The following is a 17,833-nucleotide window of genomic DNA, read 5'->3' on the forward strand; positions in this document are numbered from 1 at the left end:
CGGGCGGCTGCGCCCTGAATCTTCTGCTGGAGAATCGAAATGCGCCTTGCAAGCTTTGTCTTTGCTTTCGTACTCAGTGCTTTTGCCGGTGCTGCACAGGCCCAGGTGGTCACCCTCAACAAGGGCGGCTTCGTGCTGACCTACGACTGCAGCATCCACAGCGCCACCCGCTACGAGTACACGCTTACTGCCGATACCGGTTCGGCCGCACGGCCGTCCAGCTTCTACAAGGACCCGGACCTGCCGGCCGGTTGCCTGGGCCAGACCAGCACCGCGTCCTACGCCAGCATCAGATCCGGCTACGACCGTGGCCACCTGGTCACGTCCAACCACATGGACTACGACGCGACCTACATCCGCCGCGCCAACTACATGACCAACATCGTGCCGCAGGTGTCCAGCTTCAACCAGGGCATCTGGGTGAAGGCCGAAAACGTGGCCGAGTGCTACCGCGACATCGCACCGGTGGACGTCTACGGTGGTGTGGTCTACGGCGACGCCGCCAACGATTACTTCCTGGCCAGCCATGGCATCCCGACCCCGGAGTTCTTCTGGAAGACGATCATCACCCGTGACCCGAACACCGGAACCGCCAAGGCGATCAGCTGGATCATTCCCAACGAGGCCAACCTGGGCAGCCTGGACAACTATCTGGTGACGATTGCCGATCTGGAGGAGCTGCTGGGCGCCAGCTATGTGGCGATCAACGCACCGACCTCGCTGAAGAACATGCTGCCGGCCAGCACCTGGCCACAGCCTGCAGGGTGTGACCTGGGCTGATCGGCAGGCAGAGGAATCACGATGCCTGCACGCGCAGCCATCGTGACGCCAGCACTCTGGCAACCAGGAACTGCACTGCGGCGCCTGCGACGGTGGCAACGACAAGCAGGACGGGGAGCAGGCAGCTGCCGGCCAGCGTCACCGCGCCGGCGATGCCGGCACTGATGAGGCGATGGTGCCGGGCCCGGGATCGCACTCGGTTCAAGGGGTATTCCCGTGCAAGCGCTGGGTGGGGTGGCCCGGCAGTCTAGCGTTCCTGTGGCCAGCGTGCCCTGCCCGTCCCGCTATGGGAAAATGGCGGGCGCCTCGCCCCTTTGGCTGTTCCCGGAGTAGTTGATGTCCCGTCTCCCCTTCGATGCCGTGCTGTTCGACTGCGACGGCGTACTGGTCGATTCCGAGCCGCTGGTCGCCCGCGTGCTCTCGGAAATGCTGACCGCACGCGGCTGGCCGCTGACCCCGGCGCAGGCCGGCGAGGTCTTCCTGGGCCAATCCGTGGCCCATCTGGCCGGGCTGATCGCAGAGCGCACCGGCAAGCCGTTCACCGAGGAATGGCTGGAGGAGTTCCGCCAGCAGCGCAACCGGGCGCTGGAACGGGATCTGGAGCCGATCCGGGGGGCGCCCGAGGCCGTGCGTGCGATCGCCGCAGCGACCGGTGGCCGCATTGCCTGCGCGTCCGGTGCCGACCTGATCAAGGTGAAACTGCAGCTGGGCAAGGTCGGCATCCTCGATGCCTTCGGCGACCACGTCTACAGCGGCCAGGACATGCCGAACACCAAGCCGCACCCGGACGTCTACCTGGCGGCCGCTGCCGCGCTGGGTGTGGATCCGAAGCGCTGCGCGGTCATTGAAGACACCGTGACCGGCGCGACCGCCGGCGTCGCGGCGGGTGCCACCGTGTTTGGCTTCAGCGAGGGCGGCCCGCACCACAGCACGCCGGAGGCCCTGCGCGCTGCGGGTGCGAAGGTGATCTTCCAGCGCATGGACCAGCTGCCGGCATTGCTGGCGGCCTACGCCGCCGACGCTGCAGCCTGAGGCGGCCTCAGCCTGCAGCGCCCAGCGTGGCGCTGCGGCGTTTCCCGGTGTAATGCAGCACGAACAGGTACAGGCCGGTGAACAGCTGCAGGAACAATGGCGGCAGCGGCGAATAGGTGATCCACGCTGCCGGCTCGCCCTGCCCCAGCCCGCGAGCTGCGAAATTGGCGATCACCGCCAGGGTGAAGACGATCGAGGTCCAGCGATGCACGGGCCGCGCCCAGCCACCCCGGCTCATTGACGGCGCCTCGCTTCGGATCGGGCTTCGATCATCTTCCAGCCATTGCCGGACGGGTCACGGAATCCGGCATCGATGGCGCCATAGCGTTCGACCGGCTCCTGGGTGAACTCGACGCCCCGTGCCAGCCATTGCGTATAGCGTGCCCGGCAGTCATCGACGGCCAGCACCAGCGGAGGCATTGCGCCTTTCGCCACCAGCTGCTGCAGTGCCTGCGCGGTGGCCGCGTCGTGTGTGGGCGGGCCCGGAACGAACAGCCCCAGCTGGAATCCGTCCTGGCCGGGGCTGCGTACCGTCAGCCAACGGTAGCTGCCATTGCGCACATCGGTGTGCACTTCGAAACCGAGCATGCCGACGTAGAACGCGAGCGCTTCATCCTGGTCGCGCACATAGAGGCCGACCGTGTTCACAGTGTTTGTCATGGGACCTCCCTCACGTGGGATCCACGTTAGCAACCGCCGCGCGCCGGCGCTTCTCCAAAACTGCCATGTTCAGGTCCGGTCGCTGCGCGGCACGTGCGTGGCACTCCGGCACGCAGGCCGGCGTCGCCTGGCCGGCCCGCTCACGCTCGCGCACGTTGCCCGGGCTGTCGCCGGTGATGTCACGGAAGATGCGGCCGAAGGTGCCCAGGCTGCTCCAGCCGGTCTGCGCGGCGATCTCGGTGACCGGCAGATCGGTGTCACGCAACATCGCCACGGCCCGTTCGATGCGGCGGCTCAGCAGGTAGCGGTGCGGCGGCAGCCCGAAGGCCTGCTTGAACGAACGCGCGAAATGCGCCGCGGATACGGCACTCACTTCGGCCAGGCGGGCCACCGGCCAGTCCTCGTGGCTGGCATGGTCCATCCGGTCCTTGGCACGCAGCAGGCGTCGCAGCAGTTCAGGGCTCTGGTTCATGCCGCCACCGTGCTCGCCAGATGATGTCGCGCCGCATGCCTAGCCTGCGCGGCCTGCTCGCCCAACCAGTCACCGAATGCAATGACCTTCGCGCTCCGGCTGCGCGCCGTCGGTGCCACGAACCAGAAACCACGCCCGTCGCTGGCCACACCGGGATGTGCCTGCACCAGGCGCCCGCTGTCCAGTTCGGCCTGGAACAGGATTGGCGAAGCAATGGCGATGCCCTGCCCGGCAATGGCCGCGCCGACGTCCAGATGCTCTACCGCAAAGGGGCTGACCAGGCTCTCCTCGGCCGGCGGCGGAACCGCGCCATGTGCGGAAAACCACAGTGCCCACCAGTCGGGCCTGCCGAGCAGCGGAACCTCCAAGGCCCGGCGCCCGAGCCCGTCTGCCGCCGGCAGCAGCGCTGGCGCGCACAACGGGGTGAAAATGCTGGGGAACAGGGGCGTGGCCTGCAGCCCGGGCCACTCGCCATGCCCATTGCGGATGGCAGCATCAAAATGCCCGGCGGCCAGGTCCTGCGGCTCTGCCGACAGGTCCAGTTCCAGCACGATGCTCCGATGGCGGCCGCGGAAACTGCCCAGCCGCGGTGTCAACCAACTGGTGCCCAGCGTGGGCAATACGGACAGGCGCAGTCGCGCCGCATCCATGTCAGCGGCGCGCATGAAACTGGCACGAAGCGCGTCGAAGGCCCGGGTGGCCTCCTGCGCGACGCTGGCACCCGTCGCCGTCAGCTCCACATGCTGTGGATGGCGCAGGAACAGGCAGGTGCCGGTCTGGGCCTCCAGCCGGCGCACGTGGTAACTCACCGATGCCGCGCTGGTGTCGAGCTCTTCGGCGGCACGGGCAAAACTGCCCAGCCGCGCCGCCGCTTCGAAGGCGCGGATGGCGGCAAGCGATGGAAGCTGGCGTTGGGTCACCATAAGTGTGGCTTAGCCTGAGCCCGGATATCTGCGTGGTCAATCCCCCTCGCATCCGCAACGATGGAGGCACTTCCGGCAAGGGGTCACGCACATGGATCGACGGCAGTTCCTGGCCACCTTGGCCGCAGTGGCAGCCTCAAGCGCCCTACCCTCGGGGCGGCCCCTGTCCAGCCACAGCGACGACTGGAAATGGTTGCAGGGCAACTGGCAGGTCCGGCACCAACGCCTGAAGGAGCGCCTGCTGGGCGACACCCGCTGGGAAGCCTTCACCGGCGCCAGCGCGGTCTGGCTCACCCTGGGCGGGCTCGGCACCATCGATGACAACGTCATGGCGCTGCCTTCGGGCCCGTACAGAGGCCTGGGCGTGCGTGCTTTTGATCCAGTGTCTTCCACGTGGTCGATCTGGTGGATCGATGGGCGCAACCCTGCCCATATCGAAGCGCCCGTGCGCGGCGTCTTCGAAGGCGATGGCGGCAGCTTCCGTGGTCGTGATCACTTCAGGGGACGCCCCATCGACGTCTGGTTCCGCTGGCATGACATCCATGGCGAGGAGCCATGGTGGGAGCAGGCGTTCTCCGACGATGCCGGCGCGCACTGGGAAGTGAACTGGCGCAACTGGTTCCGCCGCACTGCGGCGGTCCCCTCACCGCTTCCGAAGCTGCCGGATGCACCGCGCGATTTCGATTTCCTGGTGGGCCATTGGAACGTGCGCCATCGTCGCCTGCGTGCTCGGCTGGCAGGCAGTGATGCGTGGGACGCGTTCAACGGCACCCTGCACAACTGGCCGGTACTGGGAGGATTCGGCAACGTGGGCGACAACCACATGGACGTGCCGGGAGCACCGCTGCGCGGCATGGGTATCCGCGCCTGGAACGCCGCTGAGCGGCATTGGCTGAGCTGGTGGCTGGATGGCCGGGAGCCGACCCGGATCGGCGCGCCGCTGCGCGGTGGTTTCGAGGCCGGCGTCGGCCGCTTCTTCGGCGAAGACCAGCACGACGGTCGATCAATCCAGACGCGGGTGATCTGGTCACGCATTACCCCGCGCTCGGCGCGCTGGGAACAGGCGGCATCGACCGATGGCGGGCGCAGCTGGGAAACCAACTGGGTCAGCGACTTCGAGCGGCAGGCATGAAAGCGCTGCTGGCCGTGATGCTGCTGGTTTCTGCGTCGCCCCCCGCGACTCCCTCAAGGGTGCTGCAGATCGTCGGCCCCGCCGAACGCTTTGCGCCGGGCGTTGCATCCACGCAGTACGACGAGATTCGACTGACCTTGAGCCCGGACGGAAACACCGCGCTGTGGTTCAGCCGCAACCGTCCCGGCGGTCCGGGCGGGTATGACATCTGGGTCTCCCGCCACGATGGGCAGCGCTGGCGGCCGGCGACGCCGGTCTCGTTCAACACGCCGGGACGAGACTTCGATCCCGCCTTTTCTGCCGATGGCCGCACGGTGCATTTCTGTTCGGATCGAGCAGGCGGCCAGGGCGGCGACGATCTGTACCGGGTCAGCATTGGACGTGACGGTCGATTCGGCGAACCGGAGAATCTGGGCCCCGCGGTGAACAGCGCGGCCGACGAGTTCGCGCCGATGCTCTCGCCGGACGGTCGTACGCTGTTGTTCTCCAGCGATCGCGCGGGCGGTGCCGGCGGCCATGACCTCTACAGCGCCACGATGATCGGCGGCGTGGCGCAGCTGGCGCGGCCGCTGCCGGGTGGCATCAATACCGCCGCACAGGAGTTCGATGCCACGTTCCTCGGCAACGGCCAAACGGTGGTGTTTGCCCGCGCCCTGGACTTCGCCACTGCACCGGTCCGCCAGTTCATTGCCTACGAGCGTGGAGGCCGTTATGACGCGGGCCATGCATTGCCCTCCCCGGTGAACGAAGCCTCCGGCGACAGCTACGGTGCGATGCTGGATGGCTCGCAACCTGACACTTTGACCTATTCGGCGCGGCGCGCAGACGGTGCGGGGTTGGACCTGTACCGCATCCGCTACCGTTCGGGCGAACCATGATCCGCACTCAACGCTGCGCCGGCAGTTCCAGACGATGCTTGCGGCACAGCCGGTACACGGTCACCCGCGAGATCTTCATCTGCCGTGCGCACTCGGAGACGTTGTAGCCGGTCTGGCGCAGGGTCTGCAGCAGCACATCGCGCTCGGCCTGGCCGCGGGCATCCTGCAGCATCGCGCCCGGCGGCGCATGCTCGGCCCCACCCAGTTCAAGGTCACGCTCGCTGATCAGCTCGCCTTCGGCCATGATCGCCGCCCGCTGCACCCGGTTGAGCAGTTCACGCACGTTGCCGGGCCAACCGAAGCGTCGCATCGCCTGCAGCGCAGCGGGCGCAAAGCCACGTGCACGCACGCTGTGGCGCAGGCGGAAGCAGCGCAGGAAGTGCTCGGCCAGCAGTTGCACATCGGCGCCACGCTCGCGCAAGGGCGGCATCAGCAGGCGCAGCACATTGAGCCGATAGTAGAGATCGCTGCGGAACCGACCCTGCGCCACCGCGTGTTCCAGCTCCACGTGGGTGGCGGCGAGTACCCGCACATCCACACGCAGCGGCTGGCTGCTGCCGACACGCTCGAAGGTGCCTTCCTGCAGCACGCGCAGCAGGCTGGTCTGCGCCTCCGCCGGCAGGTCGCCCACCTCGTCGAGGAACACGGTGCCGCCGTGTGCGGCTTCGAATACGCCGATCTGGCGCTTGTCGGCGCCGGTGAACGAGCCGCGCTCGTGGCCGAACAGCTCCGACTGCACCAGGCTGGCCGGAATGGCACCGCAGTTGACCGCGATGAACGGCTTGCCCGCACGGCCGGACAACGCATGCAGCGCGTGAGCCGCCAGCTCCTTGCCAGTGCCGGTTTCGCCGGTGACCAGCACCGGCAGTTCGACCGGCGCGAACTTGTGCAGCACGCTGCGCACCGCATGCAACGCAGGACTCTCGCCGATCAGTGTGCGCGGCCCCTGGCCGGCGCATACCTCGCTGGCAGAAGGATCATCCGCGTCGAACTGCTGGCGCATCGCAGCCACCAGGTCCTGCAGGCCGAAAGGCAGCGTGAACCGCGAGATGCAGCGCTGCAGCAAGGGCAGCCACGCTGCAGGCGTGGGCCCCGCGCCGGGTGGCAGCACCGCAATCCAGGGCAGATGCACGTGCTGTTCGATCCATGGCGCCAGCAACTGCAGCGCGGACGTATCCAGATGGCGAAGATCCAGCACAGCGACCAGCCGATCACGCCCGCGCAGCCCGATCGCCATCGCCGGGTCGGGATGGATGCGGCGCACGTACCAGCCTGCGGCCGCCAGCGCGCTGCGCTCGTTCGCCAGCGGCTCGCCGAACCAGAGCACGCAACGTGATGTAGAAGCCTCCGGGACCGCCGCCATGCTTCCCCCAGCATCCGGACACCGTCGGCGGACTGTCAGGCAATCGCCGGCGTGCCGCCCTCCGCCGGGACCCTCTACGGCCACCGCAGCGGCCTTTGATGGGCGGATCCTAGCGCTGCGCTAAACGGCGGCGCAATGAGCGCCACGTCAAGAGACCACCGGCTGAAGCGGCATCGTTACAGTCCGCGACGGCACCTGTAACACCCGTGTGACAGTCGGGCGCCCGCCTTGCCCTGCGGCGCGTGGTACAGCGCGATCCCAACATTTTTCCGACGCCGCTGTAACGGCGCGGCAGCAGCCCCCTGCGCCTGCCAGCGCCTGACGCCAAGGCAGCCAAGCCTTGCAGGGTTGGCACGGTTGATGCGTGCTTCCGCCGCACCCACCACGGGAGATCGGCATGGACGGCATCACCCCCATTCGCGGCCTGCTGGCAACGCTGGCTGTGGCCCTGCTGTCGGTTGGCGCGAGCGCCTCTGCCTCCGGTGCGCGCCAGGGCGTGAAGGCTCAACCGGGCGAAATCGTCCTGTTGCGTGATGTGTCCGCACGCCCGGCCTATCGCATGGCGCCGCCCGGCATGGCGCTGATCGCCGACCCGAAACCCCAGCGCGAGATCGCGGCGGCCCTCGGTGCGGGTGCCCCGGCAAACGGGATGGACGAGCTGAGCGATGAGGACTACGCAGGCATGGGGGCAGGTCACGCCGCCACAGCCACCGCACCCGCAGGCACCACGGTCGAACGTGTGACGCAGCAGGCATTGGGCGGTACGCTCGGCCGCAACGGTGACGGCATGGTCGGCAGCAGTCTCGGTGGTGCCATGAGCGGGCCGCTCGGCGCGGTCGGCAACAGTACCCGCGGCATCAGCGAGACCGTGCGCGGCGCGCTCGGCCAGTTCCCGCTGCAGGGCATGGCCCCGGCAGGTGGCAAGTGAGGCGGGCGCACTGGCTGCTGCTGATCCTGCCTGCCACGCCGTTGATCGCGCAGGCCGATGACTATAGCGGCATGCTCGCCTACCTCGAGGTTGCCCGCATCGACGGCCATGCACTGGCCGGCGCGAACGGCGCCATCGCGGTCAACCAGGCGGCCGGCGACCTCAATCTGCAGGCCAACCTGCGCGGCATCGCCACGGGCGAACATGCCGACGTCTCGATCGGCAACCGACAACTGCGCGGTGGCAACCGCGTGCTGGGTGCGCCGATGCACGCCACTGCCGTCATCGATGGCAAGGCGCTGGCCGGTGCCAGCGGCATCGCATCCATCAACCAGGCCAGCGGCATCGCCAACACGACGCTCAACGTCGTCAGCGCGACGCTGGCCCGACAGGGCATACGCGAAACCGACGATACGGCCTTGGCCGCCGAGGGTTCCGCGTTGGCAGGGGGGCGGGACGACGCCGGTCGCGGCGTCGCGACGGGCACCCGCAGCGCCGGTGTCACCAGCACCGCGCTGCGGGGATTCGACGGGGTCCTGCAACTCAATCAGATCGCGGGCAGCGGCAATGACACGGCCAATGTGCTGGGCCTGGTCGTGCAGGACCGCCCGTGACAACCACCCAACCGATGCACCACCTGATGAGAGAAAGAGGGCACCATGAAAGCGACCGTCAAACGGACCATGCTCGCCATGGCGATTGCCACTGCCTCGACCGCCGCTGCGGCCAATGGCTGGGACAACCAGAACGCCAACGCGAACATCAACCACACCCACACCGTCAGCGAAACCCGCAACGAGACGCACAACCACACCGACAACGACGTGAGCAACCGCACCGTCAACGTCAATGTGCAGAAGCACAGCACCATCCAGGCCGACGAACGCAAGGAAAAGAACAACCACGGCGTCGACGTGAACCTGGAGAAGGACCTGCGACTGAGCACCGACATCAATTTCTCCGGCGACCCGAACATCACCGGCGACATCGACCTCGACTCGGCGGCCATCGCCGTGATCGACAACCGCCAGTCGATCAGCAACAACGCCACCAGCAACAGCCTGGTCACCAACAGTGCCTCCATCGGTGACAGCGTGGGCGCAGGTGCCTCCGGCAACCTCGGCTTCAACGTGGTATCGGGCGACAACAACGCCCAGGACAATGCCGCGTCATTGTCCGCCGCCGACGCGTCCTTCAGCTTCGGCATGGCCGACGCCGAGGTGTTCGTCAACCAGGCCGGCTTCGGCAACGCGACCATGAACTCCGGCGTCACCAATGCCGCAGGTCTCGGTGGCAATGCCTTCGGCGGTGCGTCAGGCAACATCGGCGTCAACATTGCTTCGGGCAACAACAACGAGCAGAAGAACGCGCTGGCGGCGTCGGTCGCGACCACCGCGGTGGCGCAGTCGAGCATCAGCTCCAACCAGGTCTCCACCGGCAACACGGTCAGCAACGCCGGCTTCGTACAGTCCTACACCGATACCGTGCAGGTCGGCATGCGTGGCGGCGTCAGCGGCCTGACCCTGGCCTATGGCGCGGGCACCTACCGCGGCACCGGCAACGCCTACCAGATGGCCAACTACTACCTGGATACCTGGAGTGGCGAGCTGCCGCACCCGGGTGGCAACAGCACCGGCCATATCGATCTGGACAACCAGATCCAGAACGCCACGATGAACCCCAACCGGCCGGGGGTGGGCGGCCTGGGCTTCGATACGCGTGAGAGTGGCACCAACCAGTTCGTCGAACTGGGCGTGGCAGACCTGTATGCCAGCCTCAGCGGCACGGTCAGCACCACGCGCTGGGTGAACGTCAACGCGACCAACACCTCGGCCTTGTCGGGCAGCGCCTTCTCCGGCGCCTCGGGCAACATCGGCGTGAACGTGGCCGCGGGCACCGGCAACCTGCAGGCCAACAGCCTGGCCCTGGCAGTCGCCCAGCCCAGCACCGGCGGCGGTGGTGGCAGCGGCGAGTAAGCGCAACACCCCGGCCGTCCGCCAATGGCCGGGTTCCCCGGGAGCTCCTGTTCCTCCTCCCCCTTGGGACAGGAGCTCCCCCTTGCTGCCGGAGAATGCGATGTTCGGCCACCGTCTCTCGATACGCCTGCTGGCCTGCCTGCTGTTGCTGGGCGGCGCGTCCGCGCGGGCGGGCGACGTCGGCTTCGCCGGCGTACTGCCCAATGGCGCGCTGCTGCAGCAGAAGGTGGAGAGCATGCAGGAACGGCGCTACCGCAACGTGGTACGCCAGCACACCGATTACAGCTGCGGAGCGGCCGCACTGGCGACCGTCCTGCGCCATGCCTACCACCTGGACACCGACGAGGCGACGGTGATCGAAGGGATGATGGGGGTGTCCGACCCGGCGCTGGTGGCCGAGCGTGGCTTCTCGCTGCTCGACATCAAGCGCTACGTGGAGTCGCTGGGCATGCGCGGGCGCGGCTATCGCATCGATGAGGCACGCCTGCGCACGCTTCGGGTTCCGGGTCTTGTGCTGATGGACGTGCGCGGCTTCCGCCACTTCGTGGTGCTCAAGCAGGTGCGCGGCGGTGTGGTCGAGGTGGCTGATCCCATCCTTGGCAACCGCAGCCTGGCGCTGCCTGAATTCCTCGCTGCGTGGCCATCGCGTGCCGTATTCGTGGTGATCGGCAGTGATTTCGATCGCAACACAGTCCTGCTGCAACCCAGCGAACGGCCCAGTGCCCGCGCGCTCTACGCGCGACAGGGGCCGATCACCGATGCCGAACTGGTCGATTTCGGCTTCAGCCACGCCGACCTGTTCTGAAGGAGGTTCCGCCATGTTCCGCCGCCGTCTGTTGATGCTCCTGCTGCTGGCGAGCCCCGCCCTGCCCCTGCAGGCGGCGGATGCTGCGCCGGGACGCGGCCTGAAGGAAATTCCGGATCCCGAACTGAACCTGATGCGCGGCCGCTACACCGTGGGCGGCACTACCGTCGCGTGGTTCGGGGTGACGATGGTCTCGCAGTGGCAGGCCGGCAACGGAAACGTATTGCAGGGTGCGTTGACTCTGGGCATGGACTTCCGCGGCGGCGGCAGCCCGAAACTGAGCTTCCAGCCCAGCGTGCACGTGACTGCCGCAGATTCGCCGCTGCCGGACACGCAGGGCCGCCATATCGACAGCACCGGCCTGGCCAACGCCAATGGCCTGGTGCAGAGCGTGCAGGTGGCCGGCGATGGCAACGTTGCCCGCAATGCGACCACGCTGGTGGTGCGCAACGGCACGGTGCCGGGCCTTTCGGATGACGGTGCCCATTCGCTCAGTGCGCAGGGTGCAGGCGTCTCGGCCTCCGCAGTGCTGGACGGCAACCAGGCACGCCTGCAGCTGCAGGTGGAGGGCCAGGGCATGGTCCAGCAATGGATACGTAACGGCAGCGTCGGCCAGGGCATCGCCCTGGCCGGTGACGGCCAGATCGCCAGCAACCAGCTGCGGCTGGAACTGGTGCGGGATACCGCGGGCGGCAACCTGCCGTTGAGCCAGAACGTGGCCCAGGCGATTGCGATGAACCGCGGCATGGGGCCGGGCCGATAGCACCACGGCACGGCGTTGGGGGAAGCGTTCCACAACGCAGGACACGAACATGCACACCTTGATGAGGATCACCCCGTTGGCGCTGGCGGCGCTGGCGGGCACCGCCTTTGCCGCACCGCCAGCGGCGGACGATGGCGGCGACGTGCAGGCACTTGCCAACCAGCTGGAGCAGCTCAAATCCAACTACGCACAGGAAGTGCGGCGGCTGCGCGAACTGGACATGCAGGTGCAGGCCATGCAGGCGCGATTGAGTGGACGCACGGGACCCACCGGGCCGGCAACGGCGGCGGCAACGGGCGCAGCAGTCGAGCATGGCTCGACGCTACAGACGTCGCAGGGTAGCGAGGGCTACGCCAGCACGGCGGCCGAGGCACAGCAGGCGAAGCAGGAATCGCGGCGCAGCGTGGATGATGTGAAACAACAGCAGTCGGCGCTGTTCTCGCGCCGCTTCACCGTCGAGAACAGCCTCACCTACGCCCGCTACGACCGCAAGCAGCTCACCCTCAATGGTTTCCTGGCGCTGGACGCGATCTTCCTCGGCAACATCGCCATCGAGAACGTTGAATCCGATTCGCTCACCTACAACCTGGCCGCACGTTGGGGTGTCAGCCCGAACCTGACGCTCAACCTGGACGTGCCTTACCTGGCGCGGCGCACCGTCTACCAGAAGGGCGGCGCCGGCGGCGCGGCGGCCGCGATCGCGCAGGAAGAAACCAATGGCAACGGGCTGGGCGATATCGGTTTGAGTGCGAACTACCGCTTGTTCGGCGAACGCGGCTGGCGCCCGGAAACGGTGCTCACCGCCGGAGTCACCGCCCCTACCGGGCGCGCACCCTACGGTCTGGACTGGAAGGTGATCGAGCGCGACGACGATGACTACATCCGCTTCGCAGTACCCAGGGAACAGCCCACCGGCAATGGCGTGTGGCAGGCCAATGTGGGCCTGTCGATGGTCAAGACCGCCGATCCGGCAATCCTGTTCGCCAACGTCGGCTATGTGCATTCGTTCCCGCGTGGTTTCAGTGATATCGACAGCAACCCCGACACGGTCAACCCGGGTGACGTGAAGCTCGGCGGCGCGGTCTACTTCGGCGCTGGCGTGGCCTTTGCGTTCAACGAGCGCACCAGCCTCAGCCTGTCCTTCAGCGACCGCATCAGCGCCCGCGCTTCCACCCGTTTCCAAGGCGGGAAGTGGATGAAAGTGATCGGCAGCGACGCCAACGCGGCATCACTGAATCTGGGCGTGACCTACGCGCTCAACCAGCACACCACACTGGTGACCCTGCTCGGCATCGGGCTGACCCCGGATGCACCGGACTTCACGCTCGCCTTCAAGATCCCGTACATGTTGTAGAGACAGCGCCAGGCACGGTCCTGCGCCCCGGCAGGGCCTGGATTCATCTTCCGGCACCACAGCGGTCCCTGCCCGCTGCTATATTCAGCCCAGCTCGGCAGGCATGGTGCCTGCCCTCGAATCACAGGGAGTTGGACATGGGTCTGGTACAGGCGGTGAAGGGTGCGGTCGGTGGTGTGCTGGCCGACCAGTGGAAGGACTTCTACACCGTGCCCACGGGCCTGCCCTCGACGGCGGCCCTGTTCGCGGCGGTGCCGCGCGGCACCAACGCCGGCCGCGGCTCCAACACCAGCGGCTCGTCCAACATCATCACCAACGGCTCGAAGATCGTCGTGCCGGAGGGCTACGGCCTGCTGCTGTTCCAGGACGGCGCGATCACCGCGTTCGTCGCCGAACCGGGCGGCTACGAGTGGCGTTCGGACGACCTGAACTCGCAATCGATCTTCGCCGGCGACGGTCTGGTCAGCACCTTCATCAAGCAGAGCTGGGAACGCTTCAAGTTCGGCGGCCAGCCCGGTTCGCAGCAGGCGGCTTATTTCGTCTCGCTGAAGGAGCTGCCGGACAACCGCTTCGGGACCCAGTCGGAAATCTACTGGGACGACGGCTTCCTCAATACCCAGGTGGGCGCGGTCACGCGCGGCTCGTACACGCTGAAGATCGTCGACCCGATCCTGTTCGTGAAGAACTTCGTGCCGGCCAGCTACCTGCAGCCGGGCCAGGTGTTCGACTTCACCGACCTGGACAACGCCGCCGCCAGCCAGCTGTTCAATGAAGTGGTCGGTTCGCTGGCGCCGGCCTTCAGCCTGTACACGAACGATCCGGGCAAGGGCAACCGCATCACCAGGCTGCAGCAGGACTCGCTGGGCTTTGCACAGAGCCTGTCGGCCGCCGTCGAGCAGGGCTACCAGTGGAAGTCGGATCGCGGCCTGGCCATCGTCAAGACCGCCATTGTCTCGATCGAGTACGACGCCAACACCCGCGAACTGCTGAAGACCGTCCAGCGCGCCGATGCGCTGTCCGGCTCGCGCGGCAATTCCAACCTGCAGGCGAGCGTCGCCCAGGGCATCCAGTCGGCCGGCGAGAACGGCGGTGCGGCCGGCCTGGTCGGTGTCGGCATGGCCTCGGGCATGTTCGGTGTCGGCGGCATGCAGCAGCCGGTCACGCCGGCTGCCGACGATCCGGTGGCCAAGCTGAAGAAGGCCAAGGAAATGCTGGACCTGGGCCTGATCACCCAGGGCGACTATGACGCCCTGAAAGCCAAGGCGCTGGGCCTGTAACAGCAGGACGCACAACCCACATGTCCGATCCCAGAAACGGCCCACCGCCGCTGCCCGGATCCACGCCCGCGACGCCGCCGCTCTTGCCGGCGGCGTCGTTGGATGGGCCCGGTTCGCCGCAGGACGTCCCTCCCCTGCCGGGCAGCTTCCCGCTGGACACCTCGAAACTGCCACAGGCCATCCGCGATGAAGTGGAAGCGCCCGATCCTGTGGCCATTGATACCTCGGCCAGCGAGCTGGAGGACGGCCTCAACCGCTGCCCGAAGTGCGGCGCCACCGACATCCGGCCCAAGGCCGGCACCGATATCCTCATCTGCCTGTACTGCCGTCACGAATGGCATGGCGCGCGGGTCGAGGAGGAATTCGGGCTGGGCGAGGCCATCGACCAGCTGCGTGGCACGGTCATCGCCTCCGGCGCGCGTGACATCGACGCCGACACCTCGGCGTTGATGACGTTCAAGTGCACGGGCTGCGGCGCTGAAGTCACGGTCAATACCGAAAGCACGATGACGGCGCGCTGCCACTGGTGCCGCCATGTATTCGGCGTCAACGAACAGATCAGCAATGGTGCGGTGCCCGATGCGGTGCTGCCCTTCCACATCAAGAAGGACGATGCGGTCGCGCGCATCCGCCAGTTCGTCGACAAGCGCCGCATGTTCGCGCTGAAAGCGTTCAAGGAGCAGTTCACCCCGGAAAACGTGGTGGGCGTGTTCCTGCCCTACATGATCGTGGACAGCAACGTCAGCGCGGCCGTGGCCGGCAAGGGCGAGATCCAGACCCGGCAATACACGGTCGGCACCGAGAAGAACAAGCGCACCCTGTACGACGCCGATGTCTACCAGGTCGAACGCCAGGTGGATTTCACGGTTGATGACCTGCCCCTGGAATCCTCGGCCGAGCGCGGCAATCTGGATACCCGCGCCAACACCAACAACATCATCAACACCATCCTGCCGTTCGACACCAAGAACGCGGTGAAATGGAACGCCTCATACCTGGCTGGCTTCACCTCTGAGAAGCGCAACCTGGATGTGGAAAAGCTGCGGCCGCGGCTGGAAGACCAGCTGCTGTCGATCGCCCGCGCGCAGGTGGAAGGGTCGGTGAGGCGCTACAACCGTGGCGTGCGTTGGGAACATGAACAGCTGGAGGTGCATGGAACGCGCTGGGTGTCGATGTACCTGCCGGTGTGGTTGTACTCGTATCACCAGCCCGGAAAGAACGGCGGCATGTTGCACTACATCGCAGTGAACGGCCGTACCGGCGAAACCATGGGCAGTGTGCCCGTGCAGCAATGGAAGATGCTGCTGGCGGCCCTGGCCACCGGCACCGTCATTGAAGCCCTCGCAATTGCCTTCCTGGTGGCATCGACATGAGCGACGACAGTGGCCTCTGGCTGTTGGCGGCAGGTCCGGCCGGCGCAACCGCGCTGTACTGGGCGCTGTACCGCTATTACCGCAACACCGACAAATCGCACTCCTTCGAACACGAGACCGAGATCGAGGCCAAACCGGTCACCGGCTCGGACCAGCAGGTCGGCCGGATCACCGGCACCGAGGACAAGCGTATCCGCGGTGACAACGTGTATGAGTACCGGAAACGGGTGGCAAGGGTGAAGCCGGATCAGTAGCGCCAGGCCATGCCTGGCTGCGGGTCATGCCGGCCGCGGGCCGGCATTCCTTCGGTCTCTGGGCGTCAAAGGGGAGCCGGCCAGCGGCCGGCACGACCCTTCAGCGGACAGCACCTGTTCTTGGCTGGCTTGCCTCAGGGCGCGCCCTCACACCGCCTCCCGCCCTACCGGTTCGATACTCGCGCGATCCAACCTGCCGAGGATGCTGCAATGGCCGCCGTGCTCCCCCGTACCTGCCTGCTCGCGCTGTGCTGCCTGGCGCTGCCCGCCCTCGCCCAGGAGGCCTCGTTCGGCTTCGGCCAGCAGACCGCCCGCACCGACCAGACCACCCATTCGAGCAGTACCGAGATCCAGAACAGTGGCTCGATGACCATGCAGACCACCAGCAGTGGCAGCTCGCAATCCGAATCGCGCAGCGAAAGCAAAGGCATCGACGTGGACTTCGGCGTCCATGACAACAACGACGACTGGCGCGATGACCGCGATACACGCGACAGCGACCTGGTCGGCAACTGGACACTGGGCCAGGAGAACGGCAGCACCTGCACCATCGAGCTGAAGAACATCGAGTGGTTCGGCGGCTACAGTGCCTATGTGCCTGCCAGCTGCCCGGATGGCTTCTTCTCGGCCAACCGCTGGGTGCTGTCGGGCAACCAGCTGCTGCTGACTGACACCAGCAACACCGTATTCGGGCGCTTCCGCGCGTCGGGCGGCGGACGCTGGACGGGGTACCGTGAATCGGATGGTGCGCGCTTGTATCTCAATCCCAAGGGGCGCTGATCGCACCGTGCACGCAGTGGGCACGCGCTGATCGGGAAGATCAGGCATCCGCCCCACCCCGCCACCGAAATGTCCGCTCCCACTGGCTCCCGTCTCGTCATCTATGCGGCCCTTGCAGGCAATCTGGCCATTGCCGTGGCCAAGTTCATCGCAGCCGGCATCTCCGGCAGCTCGGCCATGCTCAGCGAAGGCGTGCATTCGCTGGTCGACACATTGAATGAACTTCTGCTGCTGTACGGGCTGCGCCGTGCCAGCAAGGCGCCGGATTCCCTGCATCCGTTCGGCTATGGCCGCGAACTGTACTTCTGGAGCTTCATCGTCGCCCTGCTGGTGTTCGCTGCCGGCGCCGGCGTTTCGGCCTACGAAGGTATCCAGCACATCCGCCAGCCGGAGCCGGCCACCAACCACGCGTTGAGCTACAGCGTGCTGGGCATCTCCATCCTGTTCGAGGGGGCTTCCTGGTGGGTGGCGCTGCGTGAGTTCCGGCGCACCAAGGGCAGACTTGGCTACTTCGAAGCGTTCCGCCGCAGCAAGGATCCTTCCACCTTTACCGTGCTGCTGGAGGATAGCGCGGCCCTGCTGGGCCTGGGCTTCGCACTGATCGGCCTGGTGGCCGCGCAGGTGCTGGACATGCCGGTGCTTGATGGCGTTGCGTCGCTGTGCATCGCTGGCGTGCTGGCCGCCACCGCCTTCCTCCTGGCCCGTGAGACCAAGGGCCTGCTGGTCGGAGAGCCTGCCCATCCCGCAGTGGCCGAGCGGATCATGGCGGTGGCCGAAACCGATCCGGATCTGCGCCGCGCCAACGGGGTGACCACCATGCAGATGGGCCCGGAACAGGTGGTGGCCATGCTCAGCGCCGAGTTCGAGGATGACCGGCGGACCCCGCAGATCGAAGCCTGCATCACCCGCATCGAAACGGCGGTGAAGCGCGAGTATCCGGAGCTGGTGGCACTGTTCATCAAGCCGCAGACGCCGGAGGTGTATGCCGCCCGGCGCGCTGCATTGGCCGCACCGCCTGCGCCGGAATGACGCGGCGTCTGCGCCCGTTTCACCTGATCGATGCCACAGTGCCACGGTCTTTCT

At 66.9% G+C, this 17,833-nt stretch carries 21 protein-coding genes; 15 read left to right on the forward strand and 6 right to left on the reverse strand.

From position 1 onward, the window contains the following. Positions 1-39: 39 nt before the first annotated feature. Positions 40-780 carry a DNA/RNA non-specific endonuclease gene (locus ROV93_RS06080; RefSeq protein ID WP_072167103.1) on the forward strand — a complete coding sequence of 247 codons (741 nt, stop codon included), beginning with the start codon at positions 40-42 and terminating at the stop codon, positions 778-780. 16 nt (positions 781-796) lie between these two features. On the opposite strand, the gene ROV93_RS06085 is transcribed toward ROV93_RS06080, so the two are convergent. Then, positions 797-985, reverse strand: coding sequence for a hypothetical protein (locus tag ROV93_RS06085; RefSeq protein ID WP_141653556.1), 189 nt, complete (start codon positions 983-985; stop codon positions 797-799). Between the two features lie 131 nt (positions 986-1,116). Here ROV93_RS06085 and ROV93_RS06090 point away from each other — a divergent pair, with 131 nt between their 5' ends. Beyond that, the gene (locus ROV93_RS06090; protein ID WP_072167105.1) at positions 1,117-1,812 is read left to right on the forward strand and encodes an HAD family phosphatase; all 696 of its coding nucleotides are present in this window, start codon (positions 1,117-1,119) and stop codon (positions 1,810-1,812) included. 7 nt (positions 1,813-1,819) lie between these two features. Here the strand turns inward: ROV93_RS06090 and ROV93_RS06095 are convergent, their stop codons facing one another. From ROV93_RS06095 to ROV93_RS06110, 4 genes are read right to left on the reverse strand one after another with little or no spacing between them, the layout of a single operon-like run. Further along, entirely contained in the window at positions 1,820-2,050 is a 231-nt protein-coding gene (locus ROV93_RS06095; RefSeq protein ID WP_061478310.1) for a hypothetical protein, read from the reverse strand. Next, positions 2,047-2,472, reverse strand: coding sequence for a VOC family protein (locus tag ROV93_RS06100; RefSeq protein WP_005416636.1), 426 nt, complete (start codon positions 2,470-2,472; stop codon positions 2,047-2,049). The genes ROV93_RS06095 and ROV93_RS06100 overlap by 4 nt, the downstream gene beginning before the upstream one ends. Before the next feature lie 10 nt (positions 2,473-2,482). Continuing rightward, on the reverse strand, positions 2,483-2,944 hold the full coding sequence (locus tag ROV93_RS06105) for an AraC family transcriptional regulator (protein WP_065177773.1): 462 nt from the start codon (positions 2,942-2,944) through the stop codon (positions 2,483-2,485). Further along, complete coding sequence (locus tag ROV93_RS06110; RefSeq protein WP_072167106.1) at positions 2,941-3,867, reverse strand: LysR substrate-binding domain-containing protein; 927 nt, start codon at positions 3,865-3,867, stop codon at positions 2,941-2,943. The genes ROV93_RS06105 and ROV93_RS06110 overlap by 4 nt, the downstream gene beginning before the upstream one ends. 91 nt (positions 3,868-3,958) lie before the next feature. On the opposite strand from ROV93_RS06110, the gene ROV93_RS06115 reads away from it, so the two are divergent. Together ROV93_RS06115 and ROV93_RS06120 are read left to right on the forward strand one after the other, a co-directional pair. Continuing rightward, complete coding sequence (locus ROV93_RS06115) at positions 3,959-4,999, forward strand: hypothetical protein (protein ID WP_072167107.1); 1,041 nt, start codon at positions 3,959-3,961, stop codon at positions 4,997-4,999. Beyond that, positions 4,996-5,877, forward strand: a complete 882-nt coding sequence (locus ROV93_RS06120; protein WP_180890332.1) for a PD40 domain-containing protein — start codon at positions 4,996-4,998, stop codon at positions 5,875-5,877. Before ROV93_RS06115 ends, ROV93_RS06120 begins: the two co-directional genes overlap by 4 nt. Positions 5,878-5,884: 7 nt before the next feature. Here ROV93_RS06120 and ROV93_RS06125 read toward each other — a convergent pair whose 3' ends face one another. Beyond that, positions 5,885-7,240 carry a sigma-54 dependent transcriptional regulator gene (locus ROV93_RS06125; protein WP_072167109.1) on the reverse strand — a complete coding sequence of 452 codons (1,356 nt, stop codon included), beginning with the start codon at positions 7,238-7,240 and terminating at the stop codon, positions 5,885-5,887. Positions 7,241-7,637: 397 nt separating this feature from the next. Between ROV93_RS06125 and ROV93_RS06130 the strand changes: the two genes are divergently transcribed. The 11 genes from ROV93_RS06130 to ROV93_RS06180 all read left to right on the forward strand — a co-directional run bounded on the left by ROV93_RS06130 (position 7,638) and on the right by ROV93_RS06180 (position 17,779). Next, the gene (locus ROV93_RS06130; RefSeq protein WP_072167110.1) at positions 7,638-8,168 is read left to right on the forward strand and encodes a hypothetical protein; all 531 of its coding nucleotides are present in this window, start codon (positions 7,638-7,640) and stop codon (positions 8,166-8,168) included. Then, positions 8,165-8,782 (forward strand): hypothetical protein, encoded by a 618-nt coding sequence (locus tag ROV93_RS06135; RefSeq protein ID WP_072167111.1) that lies wholly within the window; start codon positions 8,165-8,167, stop codon positions 8,780-8,782. The genes ROV93_RS06130 and ROV93_RS06135 overlap by 4 nt, the downstream gene beginning before the upstream one ends. Before the next feature lie 45 nt (positions 8,783-8,827). Then, on the forward strand, positions 8,828-10,144 hold the full coding sequence (locus ROV93_RS06140) for an adhesin (RefSeq protein ID WP_072167112.1): 1,317 nt from the start codon (positions 8,828-8,830) through the stop codon (positions 10,142-10,144). 100 nt (positions 10,145-10,244) lie between these two features. Beyond that, positions 10,245-10,949, forward strand: a complete 705-nt coding sequence (locus ROV93_RS06145) for a C39 family peptidase (protein WP_072167149.1) — start codon at positions 10,245-10,247, stop codon at positions 10,947-10,949. Positions 10,950-10,962: 13 nt separating this feature from the next. Continuing rightward, entirely contained in the window at positions 10,963-11,712 is a 750-nt protein-coding gene (locus ROV93_RS06150; protein ID WP_072167113.1) for a hypothetical protein, read from the forward strand. Between the two features lie 49 nt (positions 11,713-11,761). Continuing rightward, positions 11,762-13,066, forward strand: a complete 1,305-nt coding sequence (locus tag ROV93_RS06155; RefSeq protein ID WP_072167114.1) for a transporter — start codon at positions 11,762-11,764, stop codon at positions 13,064-13,066. Between the two features lie 137 nt (positions 13,067-13,203). Then, entirely contained in the window at positions 13,204-14,343 is a 1,140-nt protein-coding gene (locus ROV93_RS06160) for an SPFH domain-containing protein (protein WP_072167115.1), read from the forward strand. Positions 14,344-14,363: 20 nt separating this feature from the next. Next, positions 14,364-15,716 carry a hypothetical protein gene (locus tag ROV93_RS06165; protein WP_072167116.1) on the forward strand — a complete coding sequence of 451 codons (1,353 nt, stop codon included), beginning with the start codon at positions 14,364-14,366 and terminating at the stop codon, positions 15,714-15,716. Then, positions 15,713-15,970: a hypothetical protein gene (locus ROV93_RS06170; protein ID WP_005416661.1), complete on the forward strand. Its 258-nt coding sequence runs from the start codon at positions 15,713-15,715 to the stop codon at positions 15,968-15,970. The genes ROV93_RS06165 and ROV93_RS06170 overlap by 4 nt, the downstream gene beginning before the upstream one ends. A gap of 210 nt (positions 15,971-16,180) precedes the next feature. Continuing rightward, the gene (locus ROV93_RS06175) at positions 16,181-16,750 is read left to right on the forward strand and encodes an AprI/Inh family metalloprotease inhibitor (protein ID WP_072167117.1); all 570 of its coding nucleotides are present in this window, start codon (positions 16,181-16,183) and stop codon (positions 16,748-16,750) included. A 69-nt stretch (positions 16,751-16,819) separates the two neighbouring features. Next, positions 16,820-17,779 (forward strand): cation diffusion facilitator family transporter, encoded by a 960-nt coding sequence (locus ROV93_RS06180; RefSeq protein WP_072167118.1) that lies wholly within the window; start codon positions 16,820-16,822, stop codon positions 17,777-17,779. Positions 17,780-17,833: the final 54 nt, after the last annotated feature.

The sequence above is a fragment of the Stenotrophomonas maltophilia group sp. msm4 genome, assembly GCF_032025605.1.
Classification (GTDB): Bacteria; Pseudomonadota; Gammaproteobacteria; order Xanthomonadales; family Xanthomonadaceae; genus Stenotrophomonas; species Stenotrophomonas sepilia.